Source organism: Sphingomonas jinjuensis (assembly GCF_014197105.1).
GTDB lineage: Bacteria > Pseudomonadota > Alphaproteobacteria > Sphingomonadales > Sphingomonadaceae > Sphingomonas > Sphingomonas jinjuensis.
Map to the genome: position 1 here is coordinate 1 of NZ_JACIEV010000020.1, position 16,799 is coordinate 16,799.

Sequence of the window (16,799 nt, forward strand, 5' to 3'; positions counted from 1 at the left end):
GCCTCGACGAACAATCGGTTGTCCCGCGCCGTCGTCCCGACATGTCCCGCCCGGCCCGGCAGCAGACCCTCGATCCGCGCCCATTGATCGTCACGTAACCCATAGCGTCTCACCATCTGCCGGTTCTCGTTACCGGCACCCTATGAATCACGCAGCGAGCCGCTTGGGAATCCGGCAAATGATGACACGCCCTTGTTTCAGGATCTCCATGTCGCGGAGGCTGCGCTTGCGGCGCGATAGGCTGAAACGAGTTCAGCATGACAGAGATTGAGGGGCGGCCCGCGCATGCCCCCTCCGTCATCCTCGCCTACGCGGGGATGACGGGAAGCAGGATCAGTTCGCCAGCTGGATGATCGCGTCGATCTCGACCGCGGCGCCGAGCGGAAGGACGGGGACACCGACCGCCGAGCGGGCGTGCTTGCCGGCGTCGCCGAACAGCGACACCATCAGCTCCGACGCGCCGTTGGCGACCTTTGGCTGGTCGGTGAAATCGGCGTGCGAGTTCACAAACACGCCAAGCTTCACGATGCGGGCGACGCGTGACAGGTCGCCGCCGAGATATTTCTTCACCTGCGCGACGATCATCAGGCCGCACGCCTGCGCCGCCTTCTGGCCATCCTCCAGGCTGACGCCGTCGCCGAGGCGGCCGGTGACGAGCCGGCCGTCGACGAAGGGCAACTGACCCGACAGGTGGAGCAGCCCGCCCGCCTCGACGACGGGGACATAGGCGGCGACGGGGGCTGCCGCTTCGGGCAGGGTCAGGCCGAGCTTTTCCAGCTCGCGATCGATGCGGTCGGTCATGCCGGTTCTGTGCTGGCCAGCGCGTCGGCGGTCAAGCCCGCGGCAAAGCGCGCCTCGATCCAGTCGGCGGCCTCGCGCCAATCGTCGATGCGCGCATGGGCGGCCGGCGCTGGCGGCACGTTGGCAGCCAGCGCCGGCTCGGCGATCATGTGGAGCCGAAACACGCCCGGCGCATGACGCGCGACCGAGTCGTGATGGACGGCGAGATCGTCGACGAACACCGCGACCGATGGCTTGTACTCGTCGACCAGCCGCGCGACCGGCTCACCCTTGCCGCCTTGGTTGCATTCGACGCGATGGTCGATGCCGAAGGCGGCGAGTTGCTCGATGCGCGCGGTGCGGCATTCGTCCTGAAGGTTGGTGAGGACGACGACGTCGGCCTCGCGCGACAGCCGTGCCAGTCCCTCGGCAGCATGGGGGACCAGCGTCTGGCGATGCATCTCGGCGGGAAAGAAGCCGCCGAGCAGCGCCCACATCTCGTCGCGCGTCGGCGGCGGCGAGCCGTCGCGGCGCTTCATGCTGTCGGCGAAGTCGGCGCCGCCCAGGTGGAAATCGATGGCGTGGGTCTCGCCCAGCCACACGCCGAAATGCTTCACCATGTGGAGCAGCACCTCGTCGCAGTCGGTGATGAGCAGCGGCCTCAACGCTCCAGCTCCGCCAGCGCGCGGGCCAGCGCCTCGGGCTTGACGCCGAGATGGCCGGCACAGGCGACCAGGTCCGGCTCATGCGCCGCCAGGAAGCCAAGCCCGGCGGCGAGGACCGGCCGCGTACCGATCCGCTCGCGCAGGTCGTCGGGCGTCAGCCCGGTCAGCGACAGCAGTCGCATCGCCCGGTCGGCGTCGGACAGGGTCCATGCCAGGGCACGAAGCGCAAGTGCCTCGGGATCCTCGATTGTATCGGCGCGCTGCATTCCGTAGTGTCACTTTCGAACAGGGACCGGGGGCGGCGTGGCAAAAAGGGTTCTCGTTGTCGAGGACAACGAACTCAATCTGAAGCTCTTCTGCGATCTGCTGCGGGCGCACGACTATGTCGCGGAGCCGGTGCGCGACGGGCGGGAGGCTGTGGAACGAGCGCGCGACTTTGCGCCCGACCTCATCATCATGGACATTCAGATGCCTCATGTGACGGGCTATGAGTTGATCCTGCAGCTGAAGGCCGACGGCGGGTTGCAGCAGATCCCGGTGATGGCGGTGACCGCCTATTCGGGGCGAGAGGACGAGGAACGCATCCGCGGCGCGGGGGCCGAATCCTATGTCGCCAAGCCGATCAGCCTGATGCGGTTCATGGACGCGGTGCAGTCGTTGATTTGATTTCCGCTCCCAGCGGCGTTCTCGTCATCCTGAACTCGTTTCACGATCGCTGGCGGCAGGCGATACGGCGAGAGATGCTGAAACGAGTTCAGCATGACGGGGTTACCTCCCCCCGTCATTCCCGCGCAGGCGGGAGTCCATACTGGCTGGCGGCAGTGGGTCCCACGACACTCAGTGGGGATGGATCCCCGCCTGCGCGGGGATGACGAGCGCACGCAGCGCAAAAAGGCCGCCCAACCCGGCAGGGTCGGCGGCCCATTGCGTCAGGCGATTCGCGCGGTCGCGTTACGCGACCGGCAGGATCACTTGATCTTGGCTTCCTTGAACTCGACATGCTTGCGCACGACGGGATCATACTTGTTGAAGCTCAGCTTCTCGGTCTTGGTACGCGGATTCTTCTTCGTGACGTAGAAGAAGCCGGTGTCCGCCGAGCTGACGAGCTTGATCTTGATGGTAGTCGGCTTGGCCATGAGCCCATTCCCTGGAAAAACGAGAAGAGCGGCGGCACGGAATGCCACCGCTCGATCGGTGGCGCACATGACCCAAGGCGCGCGCGAAGTCAACCGCACACGCGCGCTCGCCGCCGGGAGCATTTGCCCGGGCCGATCGTTCTGGCACCGAACCGAACATCCAAGGGACCGATCATGGCCGTCAATCCTGCCCTCGACACCCCCACCGACCTGCCCAACACGCGCAGCGTCGCCGACGCGCTGAATGCCGCGCTCGCCAACTGCTATGCGCTGTACCTGAAGACGAAGAACTTCCACTGGCACGTCTCGGGGCCGCACTTCCGCGATTATCACCTGCTGCTCGACGACCAGGCCGCGCAGATCCTGGGCGTGACCGACGCCATCGCCGAGCGGGTCCGCAAGACCGGCAACGTCACGCTGCGCTCGATCGGCGATATCGGCCGGCGCCAGACGATCGTCGACAACGACAAGGACTTCGTCGAACCGCAGGCGATGCTGAAGGAGCTGCGCGACGACAATCTGAAGCTGGTCGAGGATTTCCGCGCCGTGAAGGACGCGTCCGAAGCGGCCAAGGACAATGCCACCAGCGGCATCGTCGACGATTGGACCGATCAGGCCGAAGAACGCGCGTGGTTCCTGTTCGAGGCGAGCCGCAAATAAGCCTCGGCTGGGGCCGTCACCTGCGGGCCGGCCCCATGGTTACCAGCCAGATGTCGGGCGGCGCGCCGAACCGGACGGGCACGATGCTCGTTCCCGTACCGGCACTGACGATCGTCGTCTGACCCTTGCCGCTCGGCACGATGCCGCATCGATAGCGCGGCTCCGACAATTCCCAGGGCGCACCGATCAGTGGCAGCACGACCTGCCCGCAATGGGTGTGCCCGGCGAGGACGAGGCGGATGTCCGTCGGCAGGCCATAGATGACGTTGGGCGCGTGCGAGACCATCACGCGCGGACCGGGTAGCGCCTGGACCGCCGCCCTGGTGACCATCTCGCTGCCATGGCCGGTGACCATGTCGTCGATCCCGCCGATCGACAGCGGCCCGCGCGTGATCGCACCGTTGACGACGAGCATCGCACCGCCCGCCCGCAGCGCGCGCGAGACGACGGCGGCGTTGGTTTCATGATCGTGGTTGCCGAGCACCGCGACGACGCCGAGCGGGGCGCGGAGGCCACGAACCGCCGCGGTCAGCGCGCCCGCAACGTCTTCCGCCCTGCCCGGCCCCTTGTCGGCGACATAATCGCCGCCGAGGATGACGAGGTCGGGCCGGGTGGCGTTGATCGCTGCGATCACGCGCGCCGTCCGCCCCGGACGCCCATCGATATTGCCGAGGTGGAGGTCGCTGGCGAAGGCGACGCGAATCGGGGCGGCGCCAGCGGGCCAGTCGGGAAAGCCGACGGAGAGCCGGCGGACGACCGGGGTGCGATAGGCGCCCCAGAACGGCAACGCGACGAATCCAAGCGCGACGATGGCGACGAGGAGGAGCAGCAGGCGGCGCATGGCGCCCCGCTTAGGGCCTGTCGCACGGCATCAGAACCCCCGCCGGAGCGATTCTACGGGCCCGGACGTTTCGCCCCCGATGCACGCCTTCGCCGCGCTTCTGGATTCGTTGATCTACACCCGGTCGCGCAACGCGAAGCTGCGGCTGCTCGCCGACTATCTGCGCGCAACGCCCGATCCCGATCGCGGCTGGGCGATGGCGGCCCTAACCGGCGATCTTGATCTGCCCGGCGTGAAGCCCGCCGTGATCCGCGCGCTGATCGAGGCGCGGATCGATCCGGTGCTGTTCCGCATGAGCCGCGATTACGTCGGCGATACCGCCGAGACGGTGGCGCTGCTGTGGCCCGCCCCCGCCCTGCCCGTCGATCCCGAGCCGCTGTCGGTCAGCGGCGTCGTCGACCGGCTGGCGCATCTATCGCGCTCCGACGCGCCGGCGGTGCTGGCGGACATGCTCGACCGGTCGGATGCCGAGGAACGCTTCGCGCTGTTGAAGATGGCGACGGGGGCGCTGCGCATCGGCGTGTCCGCGCGGCTCGCCAAGACCGCGCTGGCCGACGCCTTCGGGCTCGACGTCGATGCGGTCGAGGAGGTGTGGCACGGGCTGAAGCCCCCCTATGACGCGCTCTTCGCCTGGGCCGAGGGGCGCGGCGAGCAACCCACCGCGGCGGACGTACCCGTCTTCCGCCCGTTCATGCTGGCGCATCCGCTTGAGGATCTGCGCCTCGACCTCAACGACTATGCCGCCGAATGGAAATGGGACGGCATCCGCGTCCAGATCGTCCATGTCGGGGGCGAGACCCGGCTGTACAGCCGCACCGGCGACGACGTCACCGGCAGCTTTCCCGACGTCGCCAGCGCCTTTCGCGAGCCCGGCGTCGTCGACGGCGAGCTGCTGGTGAAGGGCGAGTTCCAGGGCGGCGCACTCGATGCCGGTGGCGGCGCAGCGAGCTTCAACGCACTGCAACAGCGGCTGGGGCGCAAGAGCGTGTCGGCCAAGATGCAGGCGGAGTATCCGGCGTTCGTCCGCCTCTACGACATCCTGTTCGACGGTGCCGAAGACCTGCGCGAACTGCCCTGGCATGCGCGGCGCCGGCGGCTGGAGGCGTTCGTGCCGCGGCTCGATTCCGAACGGTTCGACATCAGCCAGGTCATCGAGGCGGAGGACTTCACCGCGCTCGAGGCGATCCGCGCCGGCGCGCGCGACGCCGCGATCGAGGGCGTGATGCTCAAGCGGCGCGATTCGCCCTATATCGGCGGGCGGCGCGCCGGGCTGTGGTACAAGTGGAAGCGCGACCCGCTGACCGCCGACTGCGTGATGATGTATGCCCAGCGCGGCAGCGGGCGGCGATCATCCTATTATAGCGACTATACCTTCGGCTGCTGGACCGAGGAGGGCGAGCTGCTGCCGGTCGGCAAGGCCTATTCGGGGATCACCGACGAAGAATTGCGGATGCTCGATCGCTTCGTGCGCAACCATACGCTGGCGCGGTTCGGGCCGGTGCGCGAAGTGGAGAAGACGCTGGTACTGGAAGTCGCGTTCGATTCGATCCACCGGTCGACGCGGCACAAGTCGGGGGTGGCGATGCGCTTCCCGCGAATCGCGCGGATCAGGACCGACAAGCCCGCCGCCGAGGCCGATCGGATCGAAACGTTGCAGCGCTTGGTGACCTGACGGATTGGAGCGATAGAGGGGCATGGCGGCAACTTCGGGCAGGATCGTCGCGCTCGACCTGTTACGCGGGCTGGCGGTAGCGGGGATGATCCTGGTCGTCAGTCCGGGGTCCTGGACCGAAAGCTACGGCTGGACGCAGCACGCCGCCTGGCATGGCTGGACCATCGCCGACCTGGTGTTTCCGACCTTCCTGTTCGCGGTCGGCGCGGCGCTCGGCTTCTCGTTCCCGCGCGCGCTGTCGGTAGCGAATCGGCGCGTGGCATGGCGACGGATCGCGCGGCGAACCGTGCTGCTGATCGCGATCGGGCTGGCGCTCAACGCGACCGAGCCGCCGTTCGACCTGGCGGCGATCAGGGTGCCGGGCATCCTGCAACGGATCGCGCTCTGCTATGCGCTGGTGGCGTCGCTGATCCTCGCCACAGTTCGCGGCGATGCTGCCGGACTGTACCATATCGATGCGCGCGCACTGCTGATCGCGGGGCTGGTGTTGCTGGTCGGCTGGACGGCGCTGCTGCTCGGCTGGCCGGGGCGGCTCGACATTGCGGGTAATATCGGTGCGGTGGTCGATCGTGCGATCTTCGGACCGGCGCATCTGTGGCGCTACGGCACCGATCTCGGCGGGCGCGTCGTCTATGACCCGGAAGGATTGCTGTCGACGCTGGGCGCGGCGGTGAACGTCGTCGCCGGCGTGCTGGCGGCGACGGCATGGCGTCGGGCACCGACGCGGGTGCTGCCGATGCTGGTGCTGGGCGGCGCCGGGATGATCGCGCTGGCGCTGCTGATCGAGCCGGCGCTGCCGATCAACAAGCGCCTGTGGACCGCGAGCTTCGCGCTGCTGACCAGCGGGACCGGCACGCTGGCGCTGGTCGGGTGTGCGCTGGTGGCGCGATCGGCGGCGGCGATGCGCGCGATGGCGCCGGTGATGATCCTGGGCGGCAACGCGATCGTGGCGTTCCTCCTGTCGCAGCTGCTCGGCGTCTTCAGCGCGCTGCCGGTGCTGCCGGGCGGGGAGACGCCGCAGGGCTGGGGCTTTGGCGTGGCCAGGCGGGTGGTCGGCGATCCCTATGCGGCATCGCTGCTCTGCGCGGTGGCGGTGCTGGCGGTGGTGACCGCGGTGCTGGTGCCGCTGCATAGGCGAGGACTGCATCTGCGGCTGTGAGGTTGGGCCTTCAGCACGACGGAAGGAGGACCGACCGGACCCGCTGCGCGGGGATCACCGAAGCGACCCGCCCCAGACACAGAAAGGCCCGCCCGGTTCGTGCCGGGCGGGCTCCTCTCCTATCGCGATCGGTGGGTCGATCAGCCTTCGGGCTGAAGGTTCACCGCGGCGTACTTGCCGCGACGATCGACCTCGATCTCGAAGCTCAGACGATCGCCTTCGTTCAGCGTCGGCATGCCGGCACGCTCAACCGCCGAGATGTGGACGAACGCGTCGGGCTGGCCGTCATCACGCTGGATGAAGCCGAAACCCTTCATGGCGTTGAAGAACTTGACGGTGCCCGTCGCCTTCTCGCCGGTCAGCTGACGCTGCGGGGCACCCATGCCACCACCGGCGCCGCCGCGCGGCGCGCCGCCGCCGAAGCCGCCTTCGCGCGGCTCACGAGGGGGAGCGCGATCGGTGACGGGCATCGGCTCGCCGTCGATCTTGAGATCGGTCGCCGAAATGCGGCCGCCGCGGTCGACGAGGGTGAAGCCGAGCGGCTGACCCTCGGCCAGGCCGCTGAGGCCGGCCTGCTCGACCGCCGAGATGTGAACGAACACGTCCTCGCCACCGTCATCACGGACGACGAAGCCGAAGCCCTTCTGACCGTTGAAGAACTTGACGACACCCGTGCCCTCGCCGACGACCTGCGGGGGCATGCGGTTACCGCCGCCACCACCGAAGCCGCCACCGCCGCCGCCGCGGAAACCACCACCGCCGCCGCCGCCGAAGCCGCCACCGCCGCCACGGAAGCCGCCACCACCGCCGCCGAAGCCGCCGCGATCACCGCCACCGAAACCGCCGCCGCCGAAGCCGCCACCGCCGAAGCCGCCGCCACCGAAGTCACCGCCGCCGAAGCCGCCCGAATCGCCGCCGCCGAAATCGTCGCGCTTGTCGCGCCCACGTCCGCCACGATTGCCGCGGCCACCCTTGTCGTAACCCATATGCCCTATTCGTCTTCCCGGCCGCCCGAATCTCCGTCTCAAGACCCGAACGCCGGACGACGAACGCGAGCCTTCCGGCGCCAAACCCATTGCGCCTTGTGACAACCCATAGCCGACAAAAATGAGGCGAGCGAACAAATTCGTCGCGAAACAACCCCGTTCGATACCAATACTTGCGCAGCCGTTGCATCAACGGCACAGCTTGGATCAGCGTTTGCCGTCGTCCGGTCGGCGCCGAAGCCATTGAGCGACAAGCCCTCGCCCGCTAGGGCAGCCGATATGACGGTTTACCTGCACGAGGAAGATCTGCCCGAAGGCGTGTTCGCGCCCGGTGCATCGATCGCGGTCGATACGGAAACGATGGGGCTCATCACCCCACGCGACCGACTGTGCGTGGTCCAGCTGTCGGACGGTGGGCCGGACGAGCATCTCGTCCGCTTCGGCGCGGGCAGCGACTATGCCGCGCCCAACCTGCGCGCAGTGCTCGCCGATCCCGACCGGCTTAAGCTCTATCACTTCGGCCGCTTCGATATCGCCGCGCTCCAGCATTACATGGGCATCGTCGCGGCGCCCGCGTGGGACACCAAGATCGCATCGAAGCTGGTGCGCACCTACACCGACCGCCACGGCCTGAAGGAGCTGGTGCGCGAGCTGCTGGGGATGGAGCTGTCCAAGGCGCAGCAGTCGTCGGACTGGGGTACGCCTGAACTAAGCGACGCGCAGAAGGAATATGCCGCGTCCGACGTGCGCTATCTCCATCGGCTGAAGGCGGAGTTCGAGAAGCGTTTGACGCGCGAGGGGCGGATGGAGCTGGCGCAGAAGTGCTTCGACTTCCTGCCGACGCGCGCCGCGCTCGACCTGGCGGGATGGCCGGAGACGGACATCTTCGCGCATGTCTGATGCTGCGGTCCGGATGCAGAGCGCGCGGGCGCGCTGGGCGGAGCCCGGATCGCGGCACGATCGGATCATCGCGATCGCGCGCGTCGGCCTGCCGATCAGCATCGGCGTGCTGGCGGCGTTCCTGGTCATGGCGCCGCTGACCTCGTCAGGGGATGTGTCGTTCGTCCTCGACAAGAATAAGGTCGAGATCGCCAAGGAACGCATGCGTAGCGAGGCCGCACGCTATCGCGGCCAGGATGGGAAGGGTCAGGCCTTCCTGCTGGAGGCCGGGTCTGCCGTCCAGAAAAGCTCGGCCGAGCCGATCGTCCAGCTGCAGACGCTCGCCGCCAGCCTGGAACTGCCCGACGGTCCGGCCACGATCCGCGCCAATACCGGCCGCTACGACATGGACAGCGAGCAGGTGAAGATCGACGGCCCGGTCGCGGTGCGCGCGGCCAATGGCTATTCGCTCGACACCCGTGACGCGATCGTCGACCTCAAGGACCGTAAGCTCGCCAGCGACAGCCCGACGACGGGAACGCTGCCCCAGGGCACCTTCCGCGGCGACCGTCTGCGCGCCGACCTGGCGGAAAGAACCGTGACGCTGGAGGGCAATGCCCGCTTGCGCGTCGTCCCCCAACGCACGAGATAGCGGCCATGCGCGCCACCACCGCCCTTCTTGCCGGCCTTGCCGCCATCGCTTCTTCGGCCGGGGCGCAGCAGCGCCACGATTCGAATGCGCCGATCGATTTCGGCGCCGACCGTATCGAGTTGCAGGACAAGGCGAACCGCGCGGTCCTGACCGGCAACGTCCAGGTCAAGCAGGCGGAGATGACGCTGACGTCGTCGCGCATGACCGTCGCCTATACCGGCCAAGTGGTTGGCGGAAATCCGCAGGTGTCGCGCCTCGACGCCGCCGGCGGCGTGACGGTGCGCCGGCCCGACCAGACCGCGAAGAGCCAATATGCGATCTACGACATCAACCGCCGCGTCATCACGATGCTGGGCGCGGTGTCGCTGACGCAGGGCGGCGGCAATACCGTCAACGGCGGGCGGCTGACGCTGAACCTCGACACCGGCCGCGCGATCATCGACGGATCGTCGGTGGGCTCGGCGGGCGCCGGGGCGGCAGGCAGCGCGCCCGGCACGACGATCCGCAGCGGTGGCGGTCGCGTGACCGGCACCTTCTCGGTCCCGCAGCGTAATTGACGCCGCGAGGCGGCGTGCGGATAGGGACTTGCCCTTCTCGCCGCCGCATGCATGAATCCTGCCAACCGGACCGCCGGTAACCGACCGGTAACCCTGATCTGCGAGTCACCGCCCATGGACGCTTCCACGGCCGATACCATCGAGGCACCGGCGACGGTCACCAAAGCACCGGTGTCCGACGGGCTTCAGGTCGTGTCGATCGCCAAATCCTACGACAAGCGCACCGTATTGACCGATGTGTCGGTATCCGTCGGCCATGGCGAGGTGGTCGGGCTGCTCGGTCCCAACGGCGCGGGCAAGACGACGTGTTTCTATTCGGTGATGGGGCTGGTGAAGCCCGATTCGGGCCGGATCATGCTCGACGGCGACGATATCACCGCGCTGCCGATGTATCGCCGCTCGATCCTGGGGCTTGGCTATCTGCCGCAGGAAACGTCGATCTTTCGCGGCCTGTCGGTCGAGAAGAACATCAGCGCGGTGCTGGAACTGTCGGAGCCCGACGCGTCGGCGCGGCAGGCGAAGCTCGACCGGCTGCTCGACGAATTCGGCCTGACGCGGCTGCGCAGCTCGCCGGCGATGGCGCTGTCGGGCGGCGAGCGACGCCGTGCCGAAATCGCGCGCGCGCTGGCCGCCGATCCGTCGATCATGCTGCTCGACGAGCCGTTCGCGGGCATCGACCCGATCTCGATCGCCGACATCCGCGATCTGGTGAAGGACCTGAAACGGCGCAGCATCGGCGTGCTGATTACCGACCACAACGTCCGCGAGACGCTCGACATCGTCGATCGCGCCTACATCATCTACGATGGCCGCGTGCTGTTCAGCGGCAGCCCGGCCGAACTGGTCGCCGACGCCAACGTCCGCCGCCTGTACCTGGGCGAGGGCTTTTCGCTGTAAGCGTATGGAGGGGAACGGCCTGCAGTCCTCCCCGGCACGGGGAGGGGAACCAGCCAAAGGCTGGTGGAGGGGGCTTTCCACCAGCGCGTCGCTTGTGGTTCCCCCCCTCCACCACCGGCTGCGCCGGCGGTCCCCCTCCCCGTGTCGGGGAGGATTTGCATGAGTCTCGCCCCGCGCCTGGACCTTCGCCAGTCGCAGTCGCTGGTGATGACGCCGCAGCTGCAGCAGGCGATCAAGCTGCTGGCGCTGTCGAACCTGGAGATCGAGGCCTTCATCGCCGAGGAGGTGGAAAAGAACCCCCTCCTCCAGGCCGACCAGACCGGCGAGGTCGTCCGGCCGGAGCGGGTCGAGGCCGACGAGCCGGCCGGTGCCGACGCGCTGGTGAGCGGCGCGGCGACGGCGGATCCGCTCGACGTCGACTATGCGACCGAGAGCCACCAGCAGGACAGCGTCGTCGATGGCGGTGGCGGGTTCGACGGCGCGCTGTCGGCGACCGGGGCGAGCAGCGGTGGCGGGAGCCAGGACGGGCTCGATTTCGACAGCTTCGCGCAGACCGACATCAGCCTGGCGGACCATCTGCTGGCGCAGGCCGGCGCCATCGTCGCGCCGGACGACTGGTTTCTCGCGCAGCATCTGATCGATCAGATCGACGAGGCGGGCTATCTGACGGTGCCGCTGCTCGACATCGCCGGGCGGCTGGGCGTGCCGCTGTCGCGGGTCGAGACCGTGCTCGCGCAAGTGCAGACGCTCGACCCGACCGGCGTCGGCGCGCGCGATCTCGCCGAATGTCTGGCGCTCCAGGCGAAGGAAGCGGACCGCTACGACCCGTGCATGGCGCGGCTGATCGACAATCTCGACCTGCTCGCGCGCGGCGAGCTGGCGCGGCTGAAGCGGATGTGCAACGTCGACGACGAGGACATGGCCGACATGATCCGCGAACTGCGCGGCTATGATCCCAAGCCCGGCTGTCGCTTCGGTGGCGAGCCGCCGCTGGCGGTGACGCCCGACCTGTTCGTGGTGCGGACCAAGGCGGGATGGGGCATCGAACTGAACAACGCGACGCTGCCGCGCGTGCTGGTCAATCGTCGCTACTATCACGAGCTGAGCCACGGGCCGCAGGACAAGTCGTCGAAGGCATGGCTGTCCGACGCACTTGCCAGCGCCAACTGGCTGGTCAAGGCGCTCGACCAGCGCCAGCGCACGATCCTGAAGGTCGCGGGCGAGATCGTGAAGCAGCAGGAGGCGTTCTTCCTCCACGGCGTCGCGCATCTGAAGCCGATGACGCTCGCCAAGGTCGCCGAGGCGATCGAAATGCACGAATCCACCGTCAGCCGGGTGACGAGCAACAAATATCTCAGCTGCGCGCGGGGAACGTTCGAGATGAAATACTTCTTCACCTCGGCGATCCAGGCGGCGGACGGCGGCGACGCGGTGTCGGCGGAGGCGGTGAAGAGCGCGATTCGGGCGCTGATCGCGGGCGAAGGCGCCAAGATCCTAAGCGACGACACGCTGGTCGACCTGCTCAACGCCAAGGGCTTCGACATCGCGCGGCGGACGGTGGCCAAGTATCGCGAGGCGATGGGAATCGGCAGCTCGGTCCAGCGCCGCCGCGCGCGGACGCTGGAGGGGGCTTAGCCCCCCCAGTTCGTCATGCTGAACTCGGTTCCAGCATCTTTTGCCGTAGCGCCTGCCGCCCGAGATGCTGAATCGAGTTCAGCATGACGAGGTGGGGCGTTAGACGCACGTCATGCTCCGCCCTCTCATCCTTGGAGTCATGGCGGCATTCGCCGTCGTCGCCAGCCCCGCCGCCGCGCGCGAGCGGCTTCGCGTCATGAGCTTCAACGTCCGCTACCCCTCGTCCGACGATGGCGCGAACCGGTGGGAACAGCGGCGCGACATCATGGTCAGGGCGATCCGCCGCGCCGCGCCCGACGTGATCGGGACGCAGGAGCTGTTCCGCATCCAGGGCGACTATCTGGTCAAGGCCCTGCCCGACTACGCCTGGTTCGGCCGCGATCGCCGCGGCGGGCATGGCGACGAGCATATGGGCATCCTCTACCGCCGCGATCGACTGACCCTGCTGCGATCCGGTGACTTCTGGCTGTCGGACACGCCCGATGTCGTCGGCAGCATCAGCTGGGGCCACCCGCTGCCGCGCATGGTCAGTTGGGGCGAGTTCAGGACGCGTGGCGGTGCGCGCTTCTTCCTGTTCGACACCCACCTGCCCTATCGCGACGAGGATGAGTCGGCGCGGGAGAAGGGCGCGGGCCTGATCGCGGCGAAAATCGGTGAGATCGCCGCCGACGCGCCGGTGATGCTGACGGGTGACTTCAACACCGTGCCTTCGTCGGGGACGCATGCGATCCTGGCCGAGCGGTTGCACGATGCGCGGGAGGCGGCGCCGCGGGTGAGCGGGCCGGCGGAGACGTTCCATGCGTTCACGGGCAAGGCGGATCGGCGGATCGACTGGGTATTCGTGCGCGGCATGGGCGTCGAGCGCTATGCGACGCTGACGGACGCACGCGGCGGGCGGTACCCGTCGGATCACTTTCCGGTCGTGGCGAGCCTGGCGCTTCCCTGAAACGTCACCCCGGCGAAGGCCGGGGCCCAGTTACTCCGGATCGAGTTGGAAAGGCCGAACCTCTCCCCGGCTATCATGGCAACTGGGCCCCGGCCTTCGCCGGGGTGGGGATTACCTCAGTTCGGAGTCTGCCCCGGCGCATCGGCGGCCGACACCGAGGCCGGCTGCGGCGGCGTCGATCGGCGGGCCGCGTCGACCGCTTCGTCGTACCAGGCCGCCAGATCGCGCTTCATCGCCGCCAGCGCGTCGGGGTTCAGATAGGTCATGTGCCCGGCGGGATAATAGACGTAGCGTAGATTCCCCTGCTGCGCCGGCTCGAGCATCATGTGGTTCAGGTCGTTCTCGGTGCCGAAGAATGGCGTCGCCATGTCGTAATAACCGTTCATCGACAGTACCTTGAGATACGGGTTCGACCGCATCGCCGCGCCCAGATCGATCGCGGTGTTGGGGTTGTTCTGGCCGCCGCCGGTCGGTGCGTCATGCTTCCAGTTCCACGTCCACCCCGCCGCATCGCGCGCCGACAGGCGATAGGGCAGTTCGGTCCGGTACTTCAGCGTCGTCGTCAGATAATCGTTGAAGCTCGCGATATAGGCGCCCGAAATTGCTTCGGACGAGGCGTCGGTCTCCGGCCGCTCGCCCGCCGCATCGGTGTCGATGCCGCGGTAACGCGAATCGAAGCGGCCGATCGTCTCGCGACGATCGCGCAGCAGTTCCTTCTGAAACCGCGGCAGATCGATGCGCAGGTTGGCGCGCTTGATGAAGTCGGGCGACAGGCCGATCAGCTGGCTCATCTGCTGCGCGACCTCGTCGCGCTCCTGCGGGCTGATCGCCTGCCCCTTGGCCAGCGCCGACATGTACGGACCAACCGCAAAGGCGCGCGCGGCGGCGACATGGGTCGCGACGTCGGCGGGGCGGTTGGCGATGCGGTTGTGATACCAGGCGGTCGCGGCATAGCTCGGCAGGTAATTGAGATAGACCTGATCGAGGCCCGGCTGGCGATAGCCGTAGTTCATGATCGACGACAGCAGCACGACGCCGTTCAAGGCCATGCCCCGCTCCTGCAACTGATAGGCGAGGACGCCGGAGCGCAGCGTGCCGTAGCTCTCGCCGAACAGGAATTTGGGGCTCATCCAGCGGCCGTATTTGCTGACGTAGCGGAGGATACCCTTGGCGAAGGCGTCGGCATCCTCGTCGACGCCGTAGAACGCCTGCGGCTTCATGTCGCCGAGCGGGCGCGAATAGCCGGTGCCGATCGCGTCGAGGAAGACGATGTCGGTCTTGTCGAGCAGCGTATAGGGGTTCGGCCCGACGTCATAGGGCGCAGGCTTGATGAATTCGGGGTTGGTGGTGCGCAGTCGCACCGGCGCGAACGAGCCCATCCGCAGCCAGAAGGACGGTGAGCCGGGACCGCCGTTGTAGAAGAAGGTGACGGGGCGCTTCGTCCCCGGCTTCACCCCGTCGAGAGTATAGGCGGTGTAGAACATCGAGGCGGTCGGCTTGCCCTCGATATCGCGGATCGTCAGCGTGCCCGCCGAGGCGGTATAGCCGAGCGTGCGGCCGTCGACCGCGACGCTGCCCTTCGACGTCGTCTCCTGCTCGTCGACCGGGGCGTTGGCATAGCCCGCCTCGGCCTCGCGCTTCACGCGCTCGGCGTTGGTCTCGCCGACGGTCTTGTCGGCCTTCGCCTTGTCTTGCGCGACGGCGGGCGTGGCAGCGATGAGGGCAATCGTCAGGGCACGAGCGAACATAGCATCTCCGGGTCTCAAGCCACCGGTTCTCCGATCAGTTGGCCGAGGATGCAAGCCGGAACGCCATGGCTGCTGACGCATTGCCGGCGGCGGTGGGCGACATGCGGGCATAAGGCTTACCCCCTCACCATCGTCATCCCCGCCTTCGCGGGAACGGCGGGTGGCTCAGTCGTCCTCGTCCTCGAACCCCACCAGCGCCAGCGCGCGCGCCTTGATCTGCCGGGTCATGCACCAATGGACCAGCGCGTCCTCGCGGCCGTGCGTCACCCACACTTCCTTCGGCGCGATCTCGGTCAGCGTCTCGGTCAGCTCGTCCCAGTCGGCGTGGTCGGACAGGATCAGCGGCAGCTCGACATTCTTCTGCCGTGCGCGCTGGCGCACGCGCATCCAGCCGCTCGCCATCGCGGTGATCGGATCGGGCAGGCGCCGCGACCAGCGGTCGTTGAGCGCACCGGGCGGGCACATGACGATATGCCCCTGCATCGCCGCCTTGGGCACGCCGGCGACGGGGATCAGTTCACCCAGGCGCACGCCATGTTCGACGTACAGATCGCACAGCCGCTGCAGCGCGCCGTGGATATAGATCGGTGCCTCGTGCCCCCGCTCGCGCAATTCGGCGATCACACGCTGCGCCTTGCCTAGCGCATAGGCGCCGACGACGACGCAGCGATCGGGATTGGCGTGGAGTCGCTCGATCAGCTTGTCGATCTCGTCGCCGGTGTCGGGATGGCGAAACACGGGCAGTGCGAAGGTCGCCTCGGTAACGAAGACATCGCATTTGACCGGCTCGAAGGGCGCGCAGGTCGGATCGGGCCGGCGCTTGTAGTCGCCCGACACCACGACCCGCTCGCCGCGATAGCCCAGCACGATCTGCGCCGATCCCAGCACATGGCCGGCGGGGACATAGGAAATCTCGACGTCGCCGAGCGTGATCGTCTCGCCATAGGCGATCGCATGGCCCTGCTGCGGGCCGTAGCGTACCTCCATGATCGCCAGCGTCTCGGGCGTCGCCCATACCGCGCCATGGCCGCCGCGCGCGTGATCGGCATGGCCGTGGGTCACCAGCGCGCGCGGCTGCGGCGTCGAGGGATCGATCCAGGCGTCGGCTGGCCGCACGTAGATGCCATGCGGATGCGGTTCCAACCAGTCGCCGAGCTTCGCCATGCCGCCACTACGCGCGAGGGGATCGAAACGGCGCAATCCCTCGTTGAACCAGCGATAACGAGAGGATGAGACATGGCTTCGATCTGGTTGTTCGTGGTCGTCGGCGGGCCGATCCTGCTGGGACTGGCGATCCTGTACGCGCGCACGCGCAACCGAGTGAGCCCGCGGCAAGAGGCGAAGATCGAGCGCGCGACGCAACGGCTGTACAAGCAAGAATCGCGGAAGGACGACCGGGCGACGCGGTGAGTGGGCTTACCGCTCGTCCTTTCCCCGTCATGCTGAACTTGGTTCAGCCTCTCTCGCGGCGGCGCGATACGGCAGGAGATGCTGAAACAAGGGCGTGTCATCATTTGCCGGATTCCCAAGCGGCTCGCTGCGTGATTCATAGGGTGCCGGTAACGAGGACCGGCAGATGGTGAGAC

General features: G+C 67.8%; 19 protein-coding genes and 1 pseudogene. 11 read left to right on the forward strand and 9 right to left on the reverse strand.

What is annotated here, in order from left to right:
- The 4 genes and pseudogenes from GGQ80_RS17860 to GGQ80_RS17875 all read right to left on the reverse strand — a co-directional run.
- Nucleotides 1-113, reverse strand: a pseudogene (locus tag GGQ80_RS17860) (IS5/IS1182 family transposase); the annotation flags it as partial.
- A 220-nt stretch (nt 114-333) separates the two neighbouring features.
- Nucleotides 334-801, reverse strand: coding sequence for a RidA family protein (locus GGQ80_RS17865; protein WP_183987399.1), 468 nt, complete (start codon nt 799-801; stop codon nt 334-336).
- Entirely contained in the window at nt 798-1,445 is a 648-nt protein-coding gene (locus tag GGQ80_RS17870) for an HAD family hydrolase (RefSeq protein ID WP_183987401.1), read from the reverse strand. Before GGQ80_RS17870 ends, GGQ80_RS17865 begins: the two co-directional genes overlap by 4 nt.
- A complete protein-coding gene (locus GGQ80_RS17875) occupies nt 1,442-1,711 on the reverse strand; it encodes a DUF3572 domain-containing protein (RefSeq protein ID WP_183987403.1) in 270 nt (89 codons plus the stop codon). The genes GGQ80_RS17870 and GGQ80_RS17875 overlap by 4 nt, the downstream gene beginning before the upstream one ends.
- A gap of 37 nt (nt 1,712-1,748) precedes the next feature.
- Here GGQ80_RS17875 and GGQ80_RS17880 point away from each other — a divergent pair, with 37 nt between their 5' ends.
- The gene (locus GGQ80_RS17880) at nt 1,749-2,111 is read left to right on the forward strand and encodes a response regulator (protein WP_183987405.1); all 363 of its coding nucleotides are present in this window, start codon (nt 1,749-1,751) and stop codon (nt 2,109-2,111) included.
- A 302-nt stretch (nt 2,112-2,413) separates the two neighbouring features.
- Here the strand turns inward: GGQ80_RS17880 and rpmG are convergent, their stop codons facing one another.
- Nucleotides 2,414-2,581 (reverse strand): 50S ribosomal protein L33, encoded by a 168-nt coding sequence (gene rpmG / locus GGQ80_RS17885; RefSeq protein ID WP_183987407.1) that lies wholly within the window; start codon nt 2,579-2,581, stop codon nt 2,414-2,416.
- A gap of 174 nt (nt 2,582-2,755) precedes the next feature.
- Between rpmG and GGQ80_RS17890 the strand changes: the two genes are divergently transcribed.
- Nucleotides 2,756-3,241, forward strand: coding sequence for a Dps family protein (locus tag GGQ80_RS17890; RefSeq protein ID WP_183987409.1), 486 nt, complete (start codon nt 2,756-2,758; stop codon nt 3,239-3,241).
- A 16-nt stretch (nt 3,242-3,257) separates the two neighbouring features.
- Here the strand turns inward: GGQ80_RS17890 and GGQ80_RS17895 are convergent, their stop codons facing one another.
- Nucleotides 3,258-4,082 (reverse strand): metallophosphoesterase, encoded by an 825-nt coding sequence (locus GGQ80_RS17895; protein ID WP_183987411.1) that lies wholly within the window; start codon nt 4,080-4,082, stop codon nt 3,258-3,260.
- 79 nt (nt 4,083-4,161) lie between these two features.
- Here GGQ80_RS17895 and GGQ80_RS17900 point away from each other — a divergent pair, with 79 nt between their 5' ends.
- Both GGQ80_RS17900 and GGQ80_RS17905 read left to right on the forward strand, forming a co-directional pair.
- A complete protein-coding gene (locus GGQ80_RS17900; protein WP_183987413.1) occupies nt 4,162-5,754 on the forward strand; it encodes a cisplatin damage response ATP-dependent DNA ligase in 1,593 nt (530 codons plus the stop codon).
- 22 nt (nt 5,755-5,776) lie between these two features.
- Nucleotides 5,777-6,913 carry an acyltransferase family protein gene (locus tag GGQ80_RS17905; RefSeq protein WP_183987415.1) on the forward strand — a complete coding sequence of 379 codons (1,137 nt, stop codon included), beginning with the start codon at nt 5,777-5,779 and terminating at the stop codon, nt 6,911-6,913.
- Nucleotides 6,914-7,053: 140 nt separating this feature from the next.
- Here the strand turns inward: GGQ80_RS17905 and GGQ80_RS18670 are convergent, their stop codons facing one another.
- Nucleotides 7,054-7,899, reverse strand: coding sequence for a cold-shock protein (locus GGQ80_RS18670; protein ID WP_183987417.1), 846 nt, complete (start codon nt 7,897-7,899; stop codon nt 7,054-7,056).
- 279 nt (nt 7,900-8,178) lie between these two features.
- Here GGQ80_RS18670 and GGQ80_RS17915 point away from each other — a divergent pair, with 279 nt between their 5' ends.
- The 6 genes from GGQ80_RS17915 to GGQ80_RS17940 all read left to right on the forward strand — a co-directional run bounded on the left by GGQ80_RS17915 (nt 8,179) and on the right by GGQ80_RS17940 (nt 13,465).
- Nucleotides 8,179-8,799, forward strand: coding sequence for a ribonuclease D (locus GGQ80_RS17915; RefSeq protein ID WP_183987419.1), 621 nt, complete (start codon nt 8,179-8,181; stop codon nt 8,797-8,799).
- Complete coding sequence (gene lptC / locus GGQ80_RS17920) at nt 8,792-9,430, forward strand: LPS export ABC transporter periplasmic protein LptC (protein ID WP_183987421.1); 639 nt, start codon at nt 8,792-8,794, stop codon at nt 9,428-9,430. The genes GGQ80_RS17915 and lptC overlap by 8 nt, the downstream gene beginning before the upstream one ends.
- Nucleotides 9,431-9,435: 5 nt before the next feature.
- Entirely contained in the window at nt 9,436-9,987 is a 552-nt protein-coding gene (locus GGQ80_RS17925) for an LptA/OstA family protein (RefSeq protein ID WP_183987423.1), read from the forward strand.
- A 114-nt stretch (nt 9,988-10,101) separates the two neighbouring features.
- On the forward strand, nt 10,102-10,884 hold the full coding sequence (lptB, locus tag GGQ80_RS17930) for an LPS export ABC transporter ATP-binding protein (RefSeq protein ID WP_183987425.1): 783 nt from the start codon (nt 10,102-10,104) through the stop codon (nt 10,882-10,884).
- Nucleotides 10,885-11,043: 159 nt separating this feature from the next.
- Entirely contained in the window at nt 11,044-12,519 is a 1,476-nt protein-coding gene (rpoN, locus tag GGQ80_RS17935) for an RNA polymerase factor sigma-54 (RefSeq protein WP_183987427.1), read from the forward strand.
- Between the two features lie 139 nt (nt 12,520-12,658).
- Entirely contained in the window at nt 12,659-13,465 is an 807-nt protein-coding gene (locus tag GGQ80_RS17940; protein ID WP_221364500.1) for an endonuclease/exonuclease/phosphatase family protein, read from the forward strand.
- 116 nt (nt 13,466-13,581) lie between these two features.
- Here the strand turns inward: GGQ80_RS17940 and GGQ80_RS17945 are convergent, their stop codons facing one another.
- Together GGQ80_RS17945 and GGQ80_RS17950 are read right to left on the reverse strand one after the other, a co-directional pair.
- The gene (locus tag GGQ80_RS17945) at nt 13,582-15,213 is read right to left on the reverse strand and encodes a S10 family peptidase (protein WP_183987431.1); all 1,632 of its coding nucleotides are present in this window, start codon (nt 15,211-15,213) and stop codon (nt 13,582-13,584) included.
- Nucleotides 15,214-15,378: 165 nt separating this feature from the next.
- Nucleotides 15,379-16,377: a ligase-associated DNA damage response exonuclease gene (locus GGQ80_RS17950; RefSeq protein ID WP_183987433.1), complete on the reverse strand. Its 999-nt coding sequence runs from the start codon at nt 16,375-16,377 to the stop codon at nt 15,379-15,381.
- A 72-nt stretch (nt 16,378-16,449) separates the two neighbouring features.
- Between GGQ80_RS17950 and GGQ80_RS17955 the strand changes: the two genes are divergently transcribed.
- The gene (locus GGQ80_RS17955; RefSeq protein WP_183987435.1) at nt 16,450-16,623 is read left to right on the forward strand and encodes a hypothetical protein; all 174 of its coding nucleotides are present in this window, start codon (nt 16,450-16,452) and stop codon (nt 16,621-16,623) included.
- Nucleotides 16,624-16,799 lie beyond the last annotated feature (176 nt).

Bases quoted from the DNA above. Each gene is read 5' to 3' on its own strand.
- GGQ80_RS17865 (WP_183987399.1), bottom strand. From the start codon at position 801: ATGACCGACCGCATCGATCGCGAGCTGGAAAAGCTCGGCCTGACCCTG.
- GGQ80_RS17875 (WP_183987403.1), bottom strand. From the start codon at position 1,711: ATGCAGCGCGCCGATACAATCGAGGATCCCGAGGCACTTGCGCTTCGT.
- rpmG (WP_183987407.1), bottom strand. From the start codon at position 2,581: ATGGCCAAGCCGACTACCATCAAGATCAAGCTCGTCAGCTCGGCGGAC.
- GGQ80_RS17890 (WP_183987409.1), top strand. From the start codon at position 2,756: ATGGCCGTCAATCCTGCCCTCGACACCCCCACCGACCTGCCCAACACG.
- GGQ80_RS17895 (WP_183987411.1), bottom strand. From the start codon at position 4,082: ATGCGCCGCCTGCTGCTCCTCCTCGTCGCCATCGTCGCGCTTGGATTC.
- GGQ80_RS17900 (WP_183987413.1), top strand. From the start codon at position 4,162: ATGCACGCCTTCGCCGCGCTTCTGGATTCGTTGATCTACACCCGGTCG.
- GGQ80_RS17905 (WP_183987415.1), top strand. From the start codon at position 5,777: ATGGCGGCAACTTCGGGCAGGATCGTCGCGCTCGACCTGTTACGCGGG.
- GGQ80_RS18670 (WP_183987417.1), bottom strand. From the start codon at position 7,899: ATGGGTTACGACAAGGGTGGCCGCGGCAATCGTGGCGGACGTGGGCGC.
- GGQ80_RS17915 (WP_183987419.1), top strand. From the start codon at position 8,179: ATGACGGTTTACCTGCACGAGGAAGATCTGCCCGAAGGCGTGTTCGCG.
- lptC (WP_183987421.1), top strand. From the start codon at position 8,792: ATGTCTGATGCTGCGGTCCGGATGCAGAGCGCGCGGGCGCGCTGGGCG.
- GGQ80_RS17925 (WP_183987423.1), top strand. From the start codon at position 9,436: ATGCGCGCCACCACCGCCCTTCTTGCCGGCCTTGCCGCCATCGCTTCT.
- lptB (WP_183987425.1), top strand. From the start codon at position 10,102: ATGGACGCTTCCACGGCCGATACCATCGAGGCACCGGCGACGGTCACC.
- rpoN (WP_183987427.1), top strand. From the start codon at position 11,044: ATGAGTCTCGCCCCGCGCCTGGACCTTCGCCAGTCGCAGTCGCTGGTG.
- GGQ80_RS17940 (WP_221364500.1), top strand. From the start codon at position 12,659: ATGGCGGCATTCGCCGTCGTCGCCAGCCCCGCCGCCGCGCGCGAGCGG.
- GGQ80_RS17945 (WP_183987431.1), bottom strand. From the start codon at position 15,213: ATGTTCGCTCGTGCCCTGACGATTGCCCTCATCGCTGCCACGCCCGCC.
- GGQ80_RS17950 (WP_183987433.1), bottom strand. From the start codon at position 16,377: ATGGCGAAGCTCGGCGACTGGTTGGAACCGCATCCGCATGGCATCTAC.
- GGQ80_RS17955 (WP_183987435.1), top strand. From the start codon at position 16,450: ATGGCTTCGATCTGGTTGTTCGTGGTCGTCGGCGGGCCGATCCTGCTG.